This is a genomic window from Salinisphaera sp. Q1T1-3 (assembly GCF_003602005.1).
Taxonomy (GTDB): Bacteria; Pseudomonadota; Gammaproteobacteria; order Nevskiales; family Salinisphaeraceae; genus Salinisphaera.
The window spans coordinates 240,144-258,079 of record NZ_QZWD01000004.1 but is presented as its reverse complement, the minus strand read 5'-3'; the positions used below and the strand labels follow the sequence as shown (position 1 = coordinate 258,079).

General features: G+C 62.2%; 18 protein-coding genes and 1 pseudogene. 14 read left to right on the top strand and 5 right to left on the bottom strand.

The window, feature by feature from the left end; genetic code table 11:
• A pseudogene (locus D3260_RS18055) lies at positions 1 to 105 on the bottom strand (IS110 family transposase); the annotation flags it as partial.
• A gap of 10 nt (positions 106 to 115) precedes the next feature.
• Between D3260_RS18055 and D3260_RS06275 the strand changes: the two are divergent.
• The 11 genes from D3260_RS06275 to D3260_RS06225 all read left to right on the top strand — a co-directional run bounded on the left by D3260_RS06275 (position 116) and on the right by D3260_RS06225 (position 10,360).
• Complete coding sequence (locus D3260_RS06275; protein WP_233543984.1) at positions 116 to 1,165, top strand: hypothetical protein; 1,050 nt, start codon at positions 116 to 118, stop codon at positions 1,163 to 1,165.
• A gap of 102 nt (positions 1,166 to 1,267) precedes the next feature.
• Complete coding sequence (locus D3260_RS06270; protein ID WP_120097709.1) at positions 1,268 to 1,537, top strand: hypothetical protein; 270 nt, start codon at positions 1,268 to 1,270, stop codon at positions 1,535 to 1,537.
• Between the two features lie 128 nt (positions 1,538 to 1,665).
• Positions 1,666 to 2,016: a hypothetical protein gene (locus D3260_RS06265; protein WP_199671382.1), complete on the top strand. Its 351-nt coding sequence runs from the start codon at positions 1,666 to 1,668 to the stop codon at positions 2,014 to 2,016.
• Between the two features lie 73 nt (positions 2,017 to 2,089).
• Positions 2,090 to 2,563, top strand: coding sequence for a hypothetical protein (locus D3260_RS17215; RefSeq protein ID WP_147418115.1), 474 nt, complete (start codon positions 2,090 to 2,092; stop codon positions 2,561 to 2,563).
• A 526-nt stretch (positions 2,564 to 3,089) separates the two neighbouring features.
• Positions 3,090 to 3,404, top strand: coding sequence for a hypothetical protein (locus D3260_RS06255; protein WP_120097707.1), 315 nt, complete (start codon positions 3,090 to 3,092; stop codon positions 3,402 to 3,404).
• A 561-nt stretch (positions 3,405 to 3,965) separates the two neighbouring features.
• The gene (locus D3260_RS06250; protein WP_120097706.1) at positions 3,966 to 6,125 is read left to right on the top strand and encodes a methyl-accepting chemotaxis protein; all 2,160 of its coding nucleotides are present in this window, start codon (positions 3,966 to 3,968) and stop codon (positions 6,123 to 6,125) included.
• A gap of 271 nt (positions 6,126 to 6,396) precedes the next feature.
• Positions 6,397 to 6,843: a hypothetical protein gene (locus D3260_RS06245; RefSeq protein WP_147418114.1), complete on the top strand. Its 447-nt coding sequence runs from the start codon at positions 6,397 to 6,399 to the stop codon at positions 6,841 to 6,843.
• Between the two features lie 372 nt (positions 6,844 to 7,215).
• Positions 7,216 to 8,247 (top strand): GGDEF domain-containing protein, encoded by a 1,032-nt coding sequence (locus tag D3260_RS06240; RefSeq protein WP_147418113.1) that lies wholly within the window; start codon positions 7,216 to 7,218, stop codon positions 8,245 to 8,247.
• Between the two features lie 337 nt (positions 8,248 to 8,584).
• A complete protein-coding gene (locus tag D3260_RS06235) occupies positions 8,585 to 9,070 on the top strand; it encodes a UbiD family decarboxylase domain-containing protein (RefSeq protein ID WP_199671381.1) in 486 nt (161 codons plus the stop codon).
• 102 nt (positions 9,071 to 9,172) lie between these two features.
• Complete coding sequence (locus tag D3260_RS06230; protein WP_199671380.1) at positions 9,173 to 9,592, top strand: UbiX family flavin prenyltransferase; 420 nt, start codon at positions 9,173 to 9,175, stop codon at positions 9,590 to 9,592.
• A 351-nt stretch (positions 9,593 to 9,943) separates the two neighbouring features.
• Positions 9,944 to 10,360 (top strand): GNAT family acetyltransferase, encoded by a 417-nt coding sequence (locus tag D3260_RS06225; protein ID WP_120097702.1) that lies wholly within the window; start codon positions 9,944 to 9,946, stop codon positions 10,358 to 10,360.
• A gap of 470 nt (positions 10,361 to 10,830) precedes the next feature.
• Here D3260_RS06225 and D3260_RS06220 read toward each other — a convergent pair whose 3' ends face one another.
• From D3260_RS06220 to D3260_RS17800, 4 genes are all read right to left on the bottom strand, one after another.
• Positions 10,831 to 11,478, bottom strand: coding sequence for a DUF2076 domain-containing protein (locus D3260_RS06220; RefSeq protein WP_120097701.1), 648 nt, complete (start codon positions 11,476 to 11,478; stop codon positions 10,831 to 10,833).
• 180 nt (positions 11,479 to 11,658) lie between these two features.
• A complete protein-coding gene (locus D3260_RS06215) occupies positions 11,659 to 12,717 on the bottom strand; it encodes a hypothetical protein (protein ID WP_120097700.1) in 1,059 nt (352 codons plus the stop codon).
• Positions 12,718 to 12,720: 3 nt separating this feature from the next.
• Positions 12,721 to 13,044 carry a DUF6384 family protein gene (locus D3260_RS06210; RefSeq protein WP_120097699.1) on the bottom strand — a complete coding sequence of 108 codons (324 nt, stop codon included), beginning with the start codon at positions 13,042 to 13,044 and terminating at the stop codon, positions 12,721 to 12,723.
• A 3-nt stretch (positions 13,045 to 13,047) separates the two neighbouring features.
• The gene (locus D3260_RS17800) at positions 13,048 to 14,202 is read right to left on the bottom strand and encodes a cell surface protein (RefSeq protein WP_120097698.1); all 1,155 of its coding nucleotides are present in this window, start codon (positions 14,200 to 14,202) and stop codon (positions 13,048 to 13,050) included.
• Positions 14,203 to 14,501: 299 nt separating this feature from the next.
• Here D3260_RS17800 and D3260_RS06200 point away from each other — a divergent pair, with 299 nt between their 5' ends.
• From D3260_RS06200 to D3260_RS06190, 3 genes are read left to right on the top strand one after another with little or no spacing between them, the layout of a single operon-like run.
• Entirely contained in the window at positions 14,502 to 15,152 is a 651-nt protein-coding gene (locus D3260_RS06200; RefSeq protein WP_120097697.1) for an NfeD family protein, read from the top strand.
• A gap of 60 nt (positions 15,153 to 15,212) precedes the next feature.
• Complete coding sequence (locus D3260_RS06195) at positions 15,213 to 16,601, top strand: flotillin family protein (RefSeq protein WP_120097696.1); 1,389 nt, start codon at positions 15,213 to 15,215, stop codon at positions 16,599 to 16,601.
• 3 nt (positions 16,602 to 16,604) lie between these two features.
• Positions 16,605 to 17,885, top strand: coding sequence for a flotillin family protein (locus tag D3260_RS06190; RefSeq protein WP_120097695.1), 1,281 nt, complete (start codon positions 16,605 to 16,607; stop codon positions 17,883 to 17,885).
• The last annotated feature ends 51 nt before the right edge of the window (positions 17,886 to 17,936 follow it).

The following is a 17,936-nucleotide window of genomic DNA, read 5'->3' as shown; positions in this document are numbered from 1 at the left end:
CTGAAACGGCGATCGGCTCAATCGATGGCGCTCGACAATCCGCCATTCGGAATCAGCAATAGCGATCTCGAACACGGTCTTGGCCAAATCGACGGCAATCGTCATACTCGAAGTCATGGACGTCTCCCGTGCTTCTGCTGTTTTTCGACAACTTCAGCATGGCACGTTGATGCCGAATAAAAGAGCGGGAGGCGTCCATTCCATCACTGCAGTTGACCGCCCAAAGCGCTATCGCGCTTTGGATTCCCTCCGCAGGCTACGCCTGCTCCGGCGTCAACTGAGCTTAGGCGTTAGGCGAGCGACTGAAAATAATATGGAAGCTAATCCGTGGGACATTCCGGACTGGCACGCTCTCGGGCGTGAAGCATCGCTCGTTCGGCATTTAATTGGGTCCGGGGCGACAGCTTTAGGTAAAGCGAACTACGCCGATCGTGTCGGCGATTACTATACGGCGTTTTTTGGCCTATCTGTCGGTATTGAAAGGCTATCTAAATTGATACTAGTGGCCGAGTTTGCAATCAAAAATTCAGGCAAAATGCCGGATCAAAAAAAGATAAAAAAGTTTGGCCACAACCTGATAGCTCTTATAGAACGAGTCGAAGATATTCAGCTGGCGAATGATCTCTCTATTCGCTATCAAAAGCCGAGAAACGAAACAACTCAAAGAATGCTTCAATGCTTAGATGCATTTGCCGATGCCAGAAGAGGACGCTATGCAAATTTCGCATCACTAGGCGACCCGAATTTGTCGGATGAGGACCCGGTAAGTAAGTGGTGGAGCGAAGTGGCGGAATCTATATTAAGTAAACACTACTACGGGAAGCGACCGCAAGAACGAGTCGAAAGCAATGCCGAGTTTATCGACTCCATGATTTCGCCCTTTACATCTGTACATCATACCGACGAAACGGGAAATTTGTTGCACGATGTGAAATCCGCCTCTATTCGAACGGGCCAAACGGAGATCGTCCAAAAATACGGTCGATTCTATGTATTAACTATTATTCGATGGTTATCCGATGTCTTAAGTAAAATAGCTCGCATTGCGTGCTATAGGTATGGGGCGGAAGGTTTCTTCGGTATTGAAGAGTATTTCTTTACATATACGGTAGAAGATAGTTTTTTGAAAACGCGAAAAATCTGGCCGCTCGGAACGCGCGCCTAACGTTGCGCTGCAGTTGACCGCCCAAAGCGCTGTCGCGCTTAGGCCGGCAACTGAGCTTGGGCGTTATACCGTTTAAATACTGTCAGTATCAGAGGAAAATCGATGAGCGAAGAACGGGAGCTGGAGGATTCGACGTTGAGCGGCCCGCTGACTAGCGGGCGTCGAAAAGTCGAAATTCAAATTTATCGATTGAAAGGAGATCAGGCGTGGACGCTTGAAGTCGTCGATGAGTACAACAACTCGACGGTCTGGGACGAAACATTCACGTCAGATTCGGCCGCACTTGCAGACGCCAAAAAGGCAATACTGGAGAACACCATCGGCGCATTTATCGGCCCTGAAGACGGAAAACCAACCAACGACTGGCGTTGAGTCGACGATGTATAACAATTCGCTGCAGTCGGCCGCCCAAAGCGCTGGCGCGCTTTGGGTTCCCTCCGTAGCCTTCGGCTGCTCCGGCGGCGGCTAGGCTTCGGCATTAGGTGCGATTGCAGATTTTGATGTTCGATTGGCTTAAAAAGAAGAATTCCGCCGGTCCGGATTTTTCCTCGTTGGATTCACGAGAGAAAGCCGAGGCTGCTGCACGGCAGGGTGACCTCTCGCCTATGCTGCTAATGCCCGAGGAGTTTGGCGGCGAGCCTATTGGCCCCAATCTTGTATTTGTTCCAGCTTGGGCCGCCGAGCAAAAGCGCAGAGTGGATGTGGGTACCATTCTTCCGCTTGCCGAGAGTGGAAAAATTAGCAGGTACTCCGCGCAGCCCGCCTACAAAGGTGACAGCTTCATTCCCTCATCCATCACTGTTTGCGCGCATGACCCGGGCGATTTCAGCGAAACCATTGAGATTTGGTAGTGCGCCGGGAGGCACCTAACAATTCATTCAAGCTGAACCCGATTCGCACGTCCGCTTAATTCAGGCGTTAGGTGTGAGTGTTGAAGAATCAAAGCGCAGAGCCCGTGAGCAAAGAGACGTCGTCGAACATGTGCTGGCGGCATATATTGAGCGCCATGGCCATCCATGCGAATGGCCAGAGTTCGCGTTTTGGGCGAGCAAACCGCATGGTGACGGAATGGATACCCTGCAAAATGCGCTTGTGCTGGCTGCCCTGAGACTTGACTGTTTTTCTGAGCCAGGCCCGGATACAGGGGGGCTTGAGCTGGAAGAGCGCGTGGTCTGCAAGAAATGTGAAAAGGCGTGGACTCATACATCGGTCGAAATCACAATGCTTGCAAATTGCGAACGCCTGATTCCTGCCGCAGGCGCGGTTTCTGATATGCGCTATAAAGGTAATGCATGGCGTCCATGCATCATGGGTTACGGTTTTTTTAAACCAGAAAATATCCATTCCGAGATTTTAAAAAAATGGACACGCTTCATGCGCAAAAGTAATGGTAAATAAAAAACCTGACGAGGCGTATATGGGCGCCTCCCGCAAGGGGTGGATCCGACAGTCTTTTCTGATGGCAGCCCGAGGAACGGTTGCGGTCGTATATCCGGCTTCTGATGGGCATCTGTCCGAGCCTTTATGGAATCCGCACGCCGAGGGCCTATCGCTCAGCGGCTGTGATAGCCGGAACTGTTATCGGCCTTTCTCGGCGCGGGTCCGACTCTGAAGCGTCCGCATCAACAGGTGAGAACGCCTTGGCGAGCGCGTAGGCGTGGTGCTGATGTCTTGTGTCTTTATGGCACGTTCCCGATTTGTCCGGCCGGCGTTGAAAATAAAGGATAGGCTCGGAACAGGTTCCATAAAGAAAAGAAATGGGTGCCCCAGGGCAGGAATGCCAGCCTGATTATTATAACGAGCGGTTTGGTTGTCGAGCAGGTTCTGGCTGGGCGTCGCGCGTAACACATCTCAGTTGCCCATTTTGTGAGCCATATCGGCCTCGATGGGCACCATGCGCCGGCTTCAAACGGGAAAGCAAATCATGGGGCGACTTTCGGAGGACGAATTCGAAGCGACTTTTACGCCGCCGATGACGGATGTCACGACTTCGGTTGTCGCGATGGTTGATGTCTGGCCGTATATCGAGCGCGTACTGGCCTCGGAGTATGAAGCCTTCGAGACGGATTCCTGGGACGTCGAGTATGTTTATATCAATCGGCCGGAATCCCATCTGCATCTACTGATCAATACCGGCATGGAAAACGTCTATCTGGTGGTTGTGGTCGATATCTTGGAGAAAGAGATATACGGGCACGATCTGTTGAACTTGAACCAGAAGTACGGTCTTGGCCATTGAGTGTTGAATGAGCGGTTCTGGGCCGCGTCGGCGCTGACGGGCGTGCCGGCCTGTGGTTGTTCGCCGGGCCCGCTTGCCTTCGACTCACGGGACGATACGACGGTCGACTGGCGTGATCCGCCATTCGGAGCCCGCAATATGTGAAGCGCCGCGCGTTGATTTTGTGTCGCGCACCGGCTGGCTTTCGATCGGTTCGGCCGCATCCGAAAGACGTTCGAAAGCCCACAGGCCGGCGCCAGTCAGTAGCGGCCCCGCCGGCGACAGAGCGATATCGCTCGCGGTGCCATCAGGCGCCCGGTTGTCTTCTCCCAGGTGGTTCGGCCCTGCCGGATGACAGCGGCGATATCCGTCGAGGCCGGTCGGTGGGGTGTGGCGGTTCCGTGGATGGGTGTCGGATTTCGGCGGCCGTATTCGAGCATCGAATGATGCATTGTGAAGGCATTTTAAAGTCGCGGCGGGATGGGTCGTTAATACACGGGGAGATCTTGTGTCATGTGGCCGGCGGCCATGCGGAGCTGGAACTCACTTCCGCACGTGATGTTGTAGCCGGCGCCGTTCTCCATGAAGCATTTCTCTTCGATAAAGCATTTCGTCGTATTGGCGGCCGGCGCGTGCCTCCTTTGTGTGGTCGCTGTGCTGCTCGTCTACAGTTATATCGCCACCGAGCGTACGGGCACGTTCGTGCAGCAACGCACGGGTGACTTGCTCAAGGAGGGGATCGACGCGCGCTTGTCTGCGCTGGCCGATACCCAGGGGGAGCAGATCAACCGCAAGCTCGAACAGGCTTTGAGTATTGCCCACGGCTTGGCGGGGGCGAGTGAACTGGCGAGCGTGCCCGGTGCGTCGAATACCGCTTTCACGTTCGGCCGGCCGGAGTTGTCGGCGCTGGTCAAGCAGGCGGTGGCGAAGAATCCGTTTCTACTCGACGCGTTCATCGGCTGGGAGCCCAATGCGTTCGGGGCCGACAGTGCCTACCGGGTGCCGGCCGACAACACCCAGACCTACGACGGCAGCGGCCGGTTTCGCCCGTGGGCGTTTCGCAACGATCAAGGTGTGGTGGAAGTTCAGGCGCTCCGCCTTGAGGCGATGGAAAGCCGGAAGATGCTGGATTCCGGGATCCGCCGCGGTGAGTACTATCTGTGTTCGAAGGAGAGCGGCCAAACCTGTGTGGTGGACCCGGCAATCTATGATTACGACGGCGATGATGTGATGGTCGCGACGTTTAGTGTGCCGATCATGGTTGATGGCACGTTCAAGGGCGTGGCCGGTACCGATATATCCGTCGATTTCATCCAGACGATGCTGACGAAGGCCAACGCGGGTCTCTACGATGGCGCCGGTCGCATGGCGTTGGTCGCGCCGCTGGGACGCCTCGTCGCTTATACGGGCGATGCCTCCAGGCTCGGCAAGCCGGCCGCCAACGTATTGAGTGCCGATGGCATGTCTCGTCTGGCCGGGGCACGCCGCACCGGCGAGACTGTCGATGTCACGTCCGACGATGGCCAGACGATCGAGCTCTATCGCCCGGTCCGCATCGGCAACACGGACAGCGTCTGGACGCTGGTCGTTCAATTGCCGGTCGCGGCGGTCATGGCCGATCTGGACGGGTTGCAGGCCAGCCTCGCGGATAAGCGCACCACCGATATATTCGGGATGATGCTCGTCAGTGCACTGGTCGCGCTGCTCGGTTTGATCCTGGTCTGGATCGTGGCCCGCGGCATTGCCGGTCCCCTGGGCGACCTGGCCGAGCGCATGCGTGAGATCGCAAGCGGCGACGGTGACTTGACCCAGCGTTTGCCGGTCGCCGGGCGCAACGAACTCGCCACGGTCGCCACGCAGTTCAATGCCTTCGTCGACCGGATCAACAGTGTCCTGCGTGAGGTGCGCGCGAGCGGCGATAACGTCAAGCTCGCTGCCGGCGAGATTTCGAGCGGCAGCGACCATCTGTCCAGACGTACCGAAAGCACCGCCGCGAACCTGGAGCAGTCCGCGGCCGCCATGGTGGAGTTGACCAGCACGGTCGCCAATTCGGCCGAGTCCTCGCAGCATGCCGCCACGCTATCGTCCGAAGCGGCCGAGTCCGCGCGTGAAGGTGGCCAGGCGATGGTCGACGTGGTCGGCACGATGCGCGAGATCAGCGGCTCGGCCCGGGAGATCGAGAGCATCATCACCGTGATCGATGAAATCGCGTTCCAGACCAACCTGCTGGCCCTCAATGCGTCGGTCGAGGCGGCCCGCGCGGGTGAGCAGGGCCGCGGTTTCGCCGTGGTGGCCGAGGAAGTGCGCAGCCTGGCCAACCGCAGCACCCAGGCCGCACGCGAGATCAAGACGCTGATCGACACCTCGGTGGACAAGACCGCCACCGGTGAAGCCCTGGTGCAAAGAGCCGGTGAGCGTATCGAATCGATCGTGGCGCAGGTGGACCGCGTCAATGCGTTGATCGGCGAGATCACCGCAGCAGCGCAGGAACAGAACAGTACGATTCACGAGGTCAATCAGGCCGTCGCCCAGCTCGATGACATGACGCAGCAGAACGCGGCACTCGTCGAGGAATCAGCGGCGGCTTCCAACGCGCTTAGTGAAGAAGCAACGCGTCTGACCCGGATCATCAGCGTATTCAAGCTCAGTGAAAAAGACGGCCACACCAACGTCGAGCGGCCGGCCCGGCCGGTTCGACACGACGTGCGCCCGGCCGGTGCAACGCGCGCGCCCGCTCGCTGAGACAGGCAAGCGCGAGCCGGCCATTGTCCTTGACCGGGCGATCGGACGATCCAGCGTACGCGGCCGGGCGGGGCGCGATCGGCGCACCGGTCACGGCGATTTCGATGGGGCGTCGGGCTCGATGCTGGATGGATGCGCGACAAAACGATTGAACCGGGCCAAGTCGACCGCTGTGCGGCAAGGCCCGGGGTTCGAACCGGCGATAGGGGGAGGCGGTGTATGAAACCGCGTATTCTTGATGATCGCATTGCCGCTGCCAGGGCTGAATTTCATGCATCGAACAAACTTTTTCCAGTATGCGATGTCGATCGGCACGAGTCTCGGATTGCTCTCGCTGATCTTGCCGGCGGCGCGCGACACGAGTGAGCAGATGATACTCGGATGGGAAGCGTTCCGCGTGTCGATCATGATGCTCTATGGCCTGGGCGAATGTGCGCCCTGCTGGGTGATCGCGTTCGCGGCCGTCTCGAACGGACTGTTCCTTCTGGCGCCGTTTCTGGCGCTGAGGCATGTCAGCCACGCCAAGTTGATGTGTCTTGGCATCGTCTCGGTATCGGCGCTGTTGGCCGGCATGGCCACGCCGATACTCGTTTCACTGGATTCGTCGGCATCGATCACGCCGCACGTGGGCTACTACGTCTGGTTGCTGGGTTATGTTGCCTTGATTGCAGGCTGCATGCATGACCTGTGGCGCGACCGGAACCGCGCGGTGGCGTGAGCCGGATACGACGCGGGGCATGCAACAGGCGGCCGTATACCACGCAGCATGGGCTGTCGGCCCCGAACCGCGTCGCATTTACGGGGATTGTCGCGCTGTCGGCGCTGGCCTGCGTTTGCCAACTCGCGGCTCCGGCATCGATGCGCGCTGCCGCCTGGTCGAAGATCGGTTCGTACGTTGTGGCCCGGTCTTGTCGCGGCCACGGCAAACGCCGCCGTGACCGGCGGTTGCGACTGATGGTGTGGGTATGCGTTAAGCTGAACCTATCGTTTTTGGCCTTGGGTCCTGGCAGCGGGCATCGTTGGATGCGGCACGCGCGGCCCGAGGCGCGAGACGGCGCTGTGTTGTCTTCCGGCGTCGTCTACCCCTGAGGTGAGCGTGAAGTATGCTGGCGAGAATGCGGCACACGGGCAGTTCCGTGACTTCATGGCCCGGTGTGTGCTGCTGGCCACCAGTCTGAATTCGATTGTCGTTGCTGTGTTGATGTCTGTCGGCATCTTCAGCATCCCGGCCTATCATCAGGCACTCGTGTTCACACAGGGCGGGCTCTGTTTCGTTTTCTATCTGGCGATCCGGTATCGGCCGGGCTATCTGCCGGTGGCGGTCTGGTTCTACATCATCAGTACGGTGTGCGTGGGGACGTCCACGGATTTGATGAATGTCGCGGACCCGATGCGCTTCACCTGGCATTTCGCGACGACCTCGGCGGCGCTGATCATCGGCGGTCTGCCGGCCGGCATCATCGTGACGCTGGCATCGCTTGTGTCCGTGGTGGTTGCGAACCACATCTATGGGCTGTTGCCGGAGGTCGGTATCGTCACGTTGTGCTCGGCACTGACCGTGACGTTTGTGGTAATGACCATACTGGTGCAGTACGTCTATCGGACGTTGAACGATCTGCAGATGTCGCGCGACAACTTGGACAAACTCGCGCACACGGATGCCCTGACCGGCCTGCCCAACCGTCTGGCCTTCGATCGCTATCTGGCGAGCAAGGTGGCCAGCGAGCGGGATTTCAGCCTCGCCATTCTCGATCTGGACCGTTTCAAGCACATCAACGACACCTACGGCCATGCGCTCGGCGATACGGTGCTCAAGGAAGTGGCCTCCATTCTGGCCAATACCGATGCCGACATGGCCGCCCGTTTCGGGGGCGAGGAGTTCTGTCTTCTGTTCGCCGATATCGATAGCCGATCCGCGCAACAGCAGATCGATGACATTCGCCGACGTATCGAGCACCGGCCGGTTCGGGCTGCCGACGGCGGTATCCATGTCACCGCCAGCTTCGGCTTCGTTCATTCCTCGGCCCCGCACCGCAGTGGCAGCGCGTTGTTGTCGGCAGCCGATCATGCCCTCTACGACGCCAAGAGCGCCGGTCGGAATCGATGTGCGGCAGCCGCATGAATCGGCCGGGCCGCCGTGTGCATGCCCCGTAACCGCGGGATTGGTGCGATTCCGACGCGGTTTCGGGGCCCGCTGGCCGGTCCTGCCGGTTCCGGGGCTTCAGGCCGGCAGCGGGCGTGGTCAGGCGTTCAGGGCGCGGCCGGTTCGGACCCGTGCTCCAGCCCGGGCTGAACGACCGGGTCGGGCCGTTCGGGATGCCACAGCAGGGATAGGGGGCTCGTGGCTTCGATCATCCAGTGGTCGATAACAGATGCCCGGCAGTTGCAGTCGCTGCCACGCGGCCGGTACCAGACTGACGTTGGCCGGTCCCGGCGAGACGCACACGAATCTGGCCGGCATGTCCTGCGAATCCGGCATCTTCAACGCCTGCGAGGAAGCACTGCCCGGCCTGGTCCGCAACGTCCATGCCCATACGGCGGGCGTGGGCAAGTTTCTGGCCGTGCTGCAACTCGTCAAGAAGAATGCAGCTGACGATGGCAACGCCCGGCAGGCGGCGCTCATTGCGCTGGCCGTCTATCGCGAGCTCAAGAACGTGATTCTGGTGGACGACGATGTCGATATCTTCGATACCGACGACGTGCTGTGGGCCATGCAGACTCGTTATCAGGGCAACAGGGACACGGTTTTCGTGCCCGATATGATCGGTCACGTGCTGGACCCGAGCCAGACGCCGGCATACGACCCGAACCTGCCTGCCAAGGGCACCGCCTGCAAGACCATCTTCGATTGGACCGTGCCCGGCGCCCGGAAGTCTCGTTTCGTACGTGCTCGTTTTCTTGACGTCGACTCCGGCGCCGGCCTCTGGGCTCCCGACCTGTCCTGATAGGCCAGCCCGCACGTCAGGAGAATCGCCATGAAACAACAACGCCTCATCGTCGCCATCACCGGAGCAACCGGCCTCGTTTACGGTGCCGGGGCGCTCTAGATGCTGCGCGCGGCGGGCGTCGAGACCCATTTGATCGTCTCCAGGGCCGCCGAGCAGACCCGTCATCTGGAAACCGGCATCGACCATCGCAGCCGGAAGAGCGCGGCCGATGTCAGCTATTCGGTCAACGATATCGGTGCCGCGCTGGCTTCGGGCTCGTTCAAGACCAAGGGCATGCTCATCGCGCCCTGTACCATCAAGACGATGTCGGAGGTCAACGCCGGCATCGGCGCAAATCTCATGTCTCGCGCCGCGGATGTCGTGCTCAAGGAGCGCCGCCGGCTGGTGTTGGTGCTGCGCGAAACGTCGCTGCATCTCGGGCATCTGCGCAGCATGACGTCGCTGACCGAAATGGGGGCGGTGATCTTTCCGCCGGTGCCGGCCTTCTATACCCGGCCGGCTACCGGGCCGGCGCACTGAAACGCCCCGCGCGGGCATGATCGGACCGGGCAGGACGTGCGATCACTGACGCGCTCGCGGCAGGGTAAAAGACAACGAGAGCGCTGACGCCGATCGGGTCGCCGCCTGCGATGCGCCGGGCGATGTCGCGTGTGTTTCGACGCCGTCAGCGATGCGGTCTCGTACGCTTGGGGCAATATGTTTCCGACGCGTGGTATCGGCACCCGGGCGGTGTGTGCACCTGTCGTCGGGGACGGCGCCGTGGGGCTTTGTATCGGTGCGCGTGGCAGGATAGCGGCCCGGCCCGCGTGCCGGCAGGTATGAAGCCATCGTGTTGCGGCTTTCAATCCCCCGATAGCATCAAGAATCGAGATGGACATTCGCATATTCGAACCCGCCGATGAGGCGGCCGTCATCGCGCTTTGGGCTCAGTGTGGCCTCACGCGGCCCTGGAACGATCCACGACAGGACATCGCACGCAAGCTGGCCGAGCAGCCGGAGCTGTTCTTCGTCGGTCGCGACAATACCGAGATCGTGGCCTCGGCGATGGCTGGCTTCGACGGACACCGCGGCTGGGTCTATTACGTGGCGGTCGCGCCGAGCCGGCGCGGGCAGGGGCTGGGACGCGAGCTCATGCAGGCCGTCGAAGCCGCGCTGATCGCGCGCGGCTGCCCGAAGATCAATCTGCAGATCCGGCGCGACAACACCGAGGTGGCGGCGTTCTACGAGCGGCTCGGCTATACGCCGGACGATGCGGTCAGCTTCGGCCGGCGATTGATTCCAGACTAGGGCGTGTTGAGGTTTCGTGCGAGTCCGCGCCAAGTGCGCCCTGAAATTGACGATGGGCGGCAAGACAAGGCGTAGCACGCATAGCGTGTCATTCTGCGCCAGCGTGCTAGAACGCTGGATTGCCGTCGTGTTTTTGATTTTGGGGGCACTTGTCCCGAAGGGTTGGGCCACAAATCACGCCCGGCGGCGTTGCGAGCCTTGATCGTGGCACGCCACGATCGGCGACTCGCGCCTTGCCGGACACGATTTGTGGCGCCAACGCGGCGCTCGAACGAAACCTCAACACGCCCTGGGGCGTGTTGACACGTCCCGCGTGCGCCGCGCCGGCGATCATTTTTTGCAAGACAAACCGCCGCATTACCCCCGTCGGCGCTGCCTGGCTGCTCTGGCCCCGCGGCGCTGCACTTCCGGATACGCCATGTGGCTGATTGGGCAGGGCAACACCCGGCCGCGCAAGGCTTGCCCTGGCGTTAGAGAAAGCTGTCGTCGTCGCCCCAGCCGCCGAATGTATCGTCGCCCGGGTCATAGCCCGGATCGTTGAAATCGGCAACGTTCGTATTCGACCCGTCGTTGGCATCGCCGGCGCCATCGAACCCGGCATCGCTGAAATCGCTGTCGCCGGGTGCCGGTTCGTTGATGATGTCGACGATCTCGTCGGGCTGGCTGTGGTGGAACAGTCCGGTCAGCATGTCGGCGGCCATGATACCGCCGGCCACACCGGTCGCGGTTTGCAGCGCGCCGCCGAGAAAGCCGCTGTCGCGCGCGACCCCGGGCGGCTGTGACCGTGGCTCGGGCATCTCGCGGCCGGCCCGGGGCGTGGTTGACGGGCGGCCTCCGAACAGGGAGGCGAGCAGACCACTGCGATGCGACGGGCTGTGGCTGTTGCCCTCGGCTGTTGTCAGTCGCTGTTCGAGGTTGGCGACTCGGGCATGGAGTTTCTTGAGGGCGGCTTCCTGCACGAGCATGGCCTGGGCCATGTAATACGGGGCGTGGGGCTGTTCGCGCACGCGCGCAGCGATGTGATCCTCGGCCTGCGTATCGCGTGGGCCGGTCTGTGTTTCGGCCTGTTCGAGCCGGTCGAACAGGCTGTCGATCGTCTGTTTCTCCCGAGATTCCATTGCCGATCTCCTGCGCCGGGCTGTGGCCGGCGGCGTGATTGAACGTCCTTGGTCTTTAAACAGACGTTCGCGGCAAAAGTTCAATCTCGCTGGGGAGTTGGCCGCCCGGGCGCGGCGTTTCGGGAGGCTGGATATCGACTCGATGGCGTTCGAATGCGGTGGTGGCAATCACGCCGGCGCTCAAGAAACGCTATCGTCATCGTCGTCGTCGTCGCTGAGCGAGGCCAGGCGCTGGCACAGGTCCGCATGTTCGCGCTGTAGACGGGCCAGTGAATCCACGGCTCGGGCATCGAGGTCGGTGGCGGTCTGGGCCGCCAGGCTGCGCAGGGCCGATAGCGGCTGATCGCGAAAGCTCTGTCGATAGATATCGCGCATCTGCTGTGCGTAGGTATCGTTCTGTGCCCGGTAGTCATCTCGCGCGGCGATCAGGGCCGCATCCCGCGCGCGCTCCTGCGCGACGGTTTCGGCCTGTTGTTCGGCTTCAAGGCGTGCCTGTTCGGCACGGTCTCGCAGGCGTCGCAACTCGCTGGCTCGGGCGGCCTGCTCCCAGTGCCGGGCCAAGGCCTGTTCGTGGGTGGCCTTCAGGGCCGTGATCCGGGTGATGTTCTCCTCCAGCCAGGCCGGCATGTCCTTGAGCAGGCTGTAATCGGCATAGGCATTGTTGAAGTCGACGATGGTCGCGATCCAGTCGTCGATACGACGGGCCCAGCCCCAGCGCGCATAGTGCTGGCTGGCATAGCCGCGGTTCAGCAGGTAGACGAACAGGCGATCCTGCTCGAACGCGCCGCGTTTGGCCTCGAGCTCGGCGCGGGCATCGGTCAGACGATCCTGCAGGTCGGACAGGGTCTGGCGCGTGCGTTCGTAGTCCTGGGCGGCGCGCCGATAGTCGGCATCGGCCTGCAGCTCGCCCTCGACGGCAGCGCGGCAGGCGGCGTGGGCCGCCGCCGCGGTTTCGGCCGGTTCGCGGGCAGCCGCGAGAACCTCGGTGCGTCGCGATTCGCGTTGTGCCTGTTCCTGCCAGGCGCGCTCGATGGCCTGGCCGTGTGCATGGCGCGCGTCGCGCAGTTCGAGCATTCGCCGGTCGCTGCGGGTCAGCGCGCCGGCGATGCGGCCCGCGGCCAGACTCTGGGCGCGGGCGTCGGCGAACTGTTGCCACAGATCGGCCTGGCGGGTCTCGTTGTCGGCCAGTCGGGCCTGCAGCCGCGCGATGCGCGCGTCATTCGAATCGGGCTCGGCCACGGTTCAGCGCTCGACGGCGGGCCGGTCTTGTCGCGGTGCCAGCCAGCGGACGTACAGACGGGCGAGGGCGGCCGCCAGGCCGCGCGCCGGGCGGTGTGTCAATCGTCGGGCCAGGTGTTGCTCGATCGCGGCATCGAGTGTCGCCGTATCGATATCGATATGCTGGGCGGCGTACAGCCCTTCCAGCCGTTCGCGCAGGGCCTGCCGGCGGCTTTCGTAATCGCTGGCCCGATCGAGCGTATCGGCCCGTCGGCGCATGCGATCGGCGATGTCCATGACGACAAGGCTGTCTTCCAGGCCGGGGCGGGACGGATCGGCGTCGGTCATGGATTATGCGGGATCGGCGGCGGGCTCTTCGTGCAGCAGACGGCTGTAGCGAGCCTTGCCGGCTTCGACCAGATTGGCGACTTCATTGGCGTTCTCGGTCGCCAGCTGGCGCATTTCACGTGTGGTTTCGAAGGTACGCTGCTGATAGTCGCCGATGGCATCGACGAGTTTCGCCACGCTTTCGGCCCGCAGACCGGGGCCGTAGCCGGCACGCGTGCCTTCCGTGAGGACGTCGTCGCCGACGTCGGCCAGGGTCTCGATCGATTCGTTCATGCCCTGTTTCATGCGTTCCAGCGTCTGCGTGGACTCGTGCAGGCCGCCCAGCGAGACGAAGGTCGCCGCCAGGGCGGTGAACACGCTTTCGTTGGTGCTGAAAAAAGCGACCGATTGTTCGTAGACGCGTTCCTTGACGTCGCTGCTCTGGGACAGTCGACCCATCACGGTTTCGCCTGTGGCGTAGGAGATCTGGAGGTTTTCGGCCAGATCCTTGGCGATCTGTTCGTTCTTGCGAGCCTGCTCGAAACCGGCCATGGCCTGGTCCCGTGCCAGTTCGGCCTCGGCGCGTTGGCGGTCGCCTTCGGCTTCGGATAGGGCCCGTTCCCGGGTTTCGAGCGTTTCGCGTGCGCCGGCCAGCTGTGTCTCGGTCTGCTCGTGCAGCGCGTGCGCCTCGACCTCCGACTGTTTGAGTGCGCCCCGAAAATCGGCGTAGGCGGCGAGTATCGCCTGCTCGCGTTCGATGGCGGCGCGCGAGTCGCCGATCACGTCGCGATAGGTACGGGCGATGTCCTGAAAACGCGCCTCGATCGAGCCGCGGCGCAGTTTCATCCAGCGTTGTTGCAGGCGCTGCGACAGGCTCAGTCGGCCGTTCTGGCGCTGATTGACCAGCGTACGGACATCCTCGCGAATGCTGGTGAAATCCTCGGCGATCTGGTTATAGCGATCGGCCAGGTCGTGGCCGCGAATATGGGTGCGCACGACTTCGTTGAAGTGGCCGGCCTGTTGCAGCGTGCGGGCAATGACGAGCACCCGGTCGGGGTCGATCGGCTCGAGCCGTTCGAGCAGGCCGAGCACCGGCGCGGGCTCTTGGCTCGGTGTCGGCACGCCCACGGCGGCCAGTTTCGCCGTGGCCGATTCGAGAAAATGCATCACGCTGGTCATTGTTCTGGCTCTGGTCGCCGAATGCCCAGCATGCAGCTTAGGCGCGAGGTGGGTGCAGCGCAATCCGGGCCGGCCGCTTGCCGGATCGCTGCGATGCGGCGCTCTTTACATGCTCGCGGCCACCCAAAGCAGCGATATGGGACCGGCGCTTCCCATATGACACGGGGCGAGCTGGTATGGCCCGGACCCGATTTAGATGAGGCGATAAAAGACCGGGAGCGATCGAATGTTGTGACCGAGCTTGATTCGCGTACGCTGCTCTAATATCGGTGGACGTCGCACCGTTAACAGGGGGACGCATGTCGCTGCCGGTCTTGCTACAAGGCATCTATCTTTTCGCCACGGTCTTTGCGCTGGGTGTCATTGCCATCGAGAGCATGGGATTGCTCGGCGATGCGGACCACGACGGCGGCGGCCATGACGCCGGCGATATGTCTGTGGGCGACCATGCCGGTCACGACGGTGGCGGCGGCGAGGATGCCCACGGTGAATCCGGCGTGGCGGTCAAGGGCAACGCCTGGCAACAGCAGCGTCGCTCGGGCCATGCCCTGTTCACGCTGCTGGGCGCCCTGCGCCTGGTGATCTATTTCGGTCTGGGGTTCGGCCCCATGGGGCTGGTGGCCACCGTGCTCGGGGCGAACGCGTTCGTCAGCCTGGTCTGTGCGCTGGCGGCCGGCGTGGTGGCCGCGGTGCTCTATCGCCGCGTGATTCGGTTCCAGCAGAAGGATCTGGATTCCACCGTCCACGATCGGGACCTGATCGGCGAACGGGCCGAGGTCCTGATCGCCATTCATCCGGGCGAGATCGGCCGCGTGCGGATCGCTCTGGATCAGCTGGTCTGCGATCGCTACGCGGCCAGCGATGCCGACGATTTCATTCCCAAGGGCGCCCGCGTGGCGGTGGTCGCCGTGAGCGATCGCGGCCTGATCGTGGCCATGCCCGAGGCCTGATGACGACAGTGGCGGCCGTGCCGGCCGTCCGAGAACAATCGAGAACAGGAGCGCTTGAACATGGGTGTCGATTCGGGACAGGCCCCGGCACTGCTCGGCTTTGCCACAGCCGGCGGTATCGCGGTACTGATATTTCTCATTCTGGTGGGCTTTCTGCGCCTGCTGGTCCGTGTATGTCCGCCCAATCACGTGATGGTGATCCAGGGCGCCAAGACCACGGTCAACGGCAAGACCTACGGTTTCCGTGTGATTCTCGGCGGGCGCGCGATCGTCATTCCGTTTCTGCATCGCGCTGAGCTGCTAGACCTGAGCGTGTTGCCGATCAACGTCCGCGTGGAAGGCGTCAACTCGGCCAACGGGATCACCGTCGGTGCCGATGCGACCGCCTGTGTGTGTGTCGATGTCGAGGACCAGGCTCTCCTGTTCACCGCGGTCGAACGCATGCTCGGCAAGAGCCGGGCCGAGATTCAGGACCAGATTCAGCAGACCATGATCGGCAACTTCCGGGGCGCGATGAACCGCACGACGCCGCTGGAGGCCATGGGAATGGTGGAAAGCGTGGAGAAGGTGCAGGCCGGTGAGTTGCCGGAGGCCGACGAGAATACGAGCGTCGGCGAGGGCGAGCGGGCGCATTTCCGTCAGGAAATGCTCGAGGATGCCAACGAGGATCTGTCGAGCTTCGGCATGAAGGTCGTCTCTGTCTCGTTTCAGCGCATCTGGGACAGCTCCGACTACATCTCGAATCTCGCGACCAAGGCGGTGGCCCACAAGCGCCAGGAGGTCGAGGTGCAGGAGGCCCGCCTGGCCGCGGTCGCCGAGTCCGCGGAATCCGACAGTGAGCGCCGTCAGGCGATCGCCAAGGCCCGGGCCGACGAGGCGATCGTCGAGGCCCAGCAGCGCCTCGGCCTGGTCGAACAGGAATGCAATGCCCGTATCGCGCAGGCGCGCCAGGAGGCCGATGCCGGCATCGACGAGGCCAGCAGCACGGCCCAGTCGAAGGTCGAGACGGCCCGCAGCGAACTGCAGGAATACAAGAACAGCTCTGACGTCACGCTCAAGCCCGAGAAGGAAAGACTGGCCGCCGAGATCCTGGCGCGCGGCGATAACGACGCCGTGAACATCCTGCGTGGCGTGCGCAACGAGCTGCTCGAGCGCAAGGCCACGCTGCTGGCCAGCGCCGGCGCCAACGCACGCGTGCCGTTGTTCGTCCAGCAACAACTCGGTTCGCTGTTCGATGCCTATGCCGACGGCGCCAAGAATCTGCGTCTGGATAACCTGACCTTCATGGGCGATGGTGATGACGACGGCGTGAATGCCGCGGTCAACCGTGGCCCGGCCGGCCTGGTGAACTTCCTCGAACAGTTCGAGCAGGCTTTCGGTATCAGCATCAAGCAATTCATGAGCACCGGCGAGCCCGCCGAGCGTGCCCGCGCCGCCGAGGAGGGCTGAGCCATGGCATCCACACTCATTCTGTCGTTCCTGCTGCTGGTCGCCCTGATCGTACTCACGCTCGCCTTCCAGTTCGTGCGCAATTTCAAGGTCGTGGGCGCCAACCAGGTCGCGATCGTCGCGGGCAAGGGCCCGCACGGTTATCGCACCTATCACGGCGGCCGCGTGGTCGTCTGGCCTCTCATCAACAAGCGCTACGACCTGGACCTGCGGCCCAGCACCACCTCCGTGGAAGTCCAGTCCGCGATCGCCAAGGGCATGGTTCCGCTCGACGTCACGGCCACCGTCTCGTTCGCCGTGTCGTCCTCCGGCAAGGTGTTGCAGAACGCCATTCGCCGGATTCTGTCGATCGCCCAGGATCGCGAGGAACTGATCCAGGTGACCAGCTCCATCGTCGAGGGGCATCTGCGTGACTCCATCGCCACCATGACCCCCGAGCAGGTCATGCGCGACAAGGACCAGCTGGTGCGCAACATGATTCGGGTCTGCAAGGAGGATCTCGAAGCCATCGGCCTGGAGATCACCACGATGAACATCGCCGACGTCGAGGATCATCGCCTGCCGGGCATGGGCGACGGCGAGCTCTATATCGGCCTGCTCAATCGCACGCAGTCGGCCAGTGCCAAGTCGCAGGCGCGTTGCTCGCAGGCCGAGGCCCACGCGACATCGCGAGAGCAGGCCGAGGCCCGGCGCGGCGAAGTGGAATGCCGCAAGCGCGACAACGAACGCGAATCGCTGGAGACCAGCACCAGTGCCAAGGTGGCCGATGAGCGCCAGCGCGGTGCGGTGGGCATCGAGCGGGCCAAGCGCGACGGATCGGCCAATGAAGCCGGCGTGCGGGCGCAGATCACCGCCGAGAAACAGCGCATTGAATATCTCACCGCGCAGTACGAAGCCGAAATCGTGACACCGGCCCACGGCAAGAGCGATCGGCGCCGGCTGGAGGCCGAACAGGAGGCCTTCGAGATTCGCGGCGTGGCCGAGGCCGAGATCGAACAGCTCGCCAAGACCATCGAGATTCTCAACAAGGGCGGGGCCTCGGCGCTGGAGGCTTATCTCATCGACAACTTCGATGCCTTCATCCGTCCGTTCGCCCAGACGCTCAACCTGTTCCCGGCCTCGCAGGTTTCGGTGTTGAGTGGCGCGGGCAGCGAGCACGCACCGATCTCGGCCGTGGACCCGCATCCGATCGAGCAACAGAAAGCCGATCTGATTCGCAAGGCGTTCAATCGGGACGAGGTCGCGGGCGCCTGGGCCGACGACGAGACGACGGACAAGACATAGCGCACCGACGATGCAGAAGACGCGGCATGATCGGTCCGCTCTGAATCGATC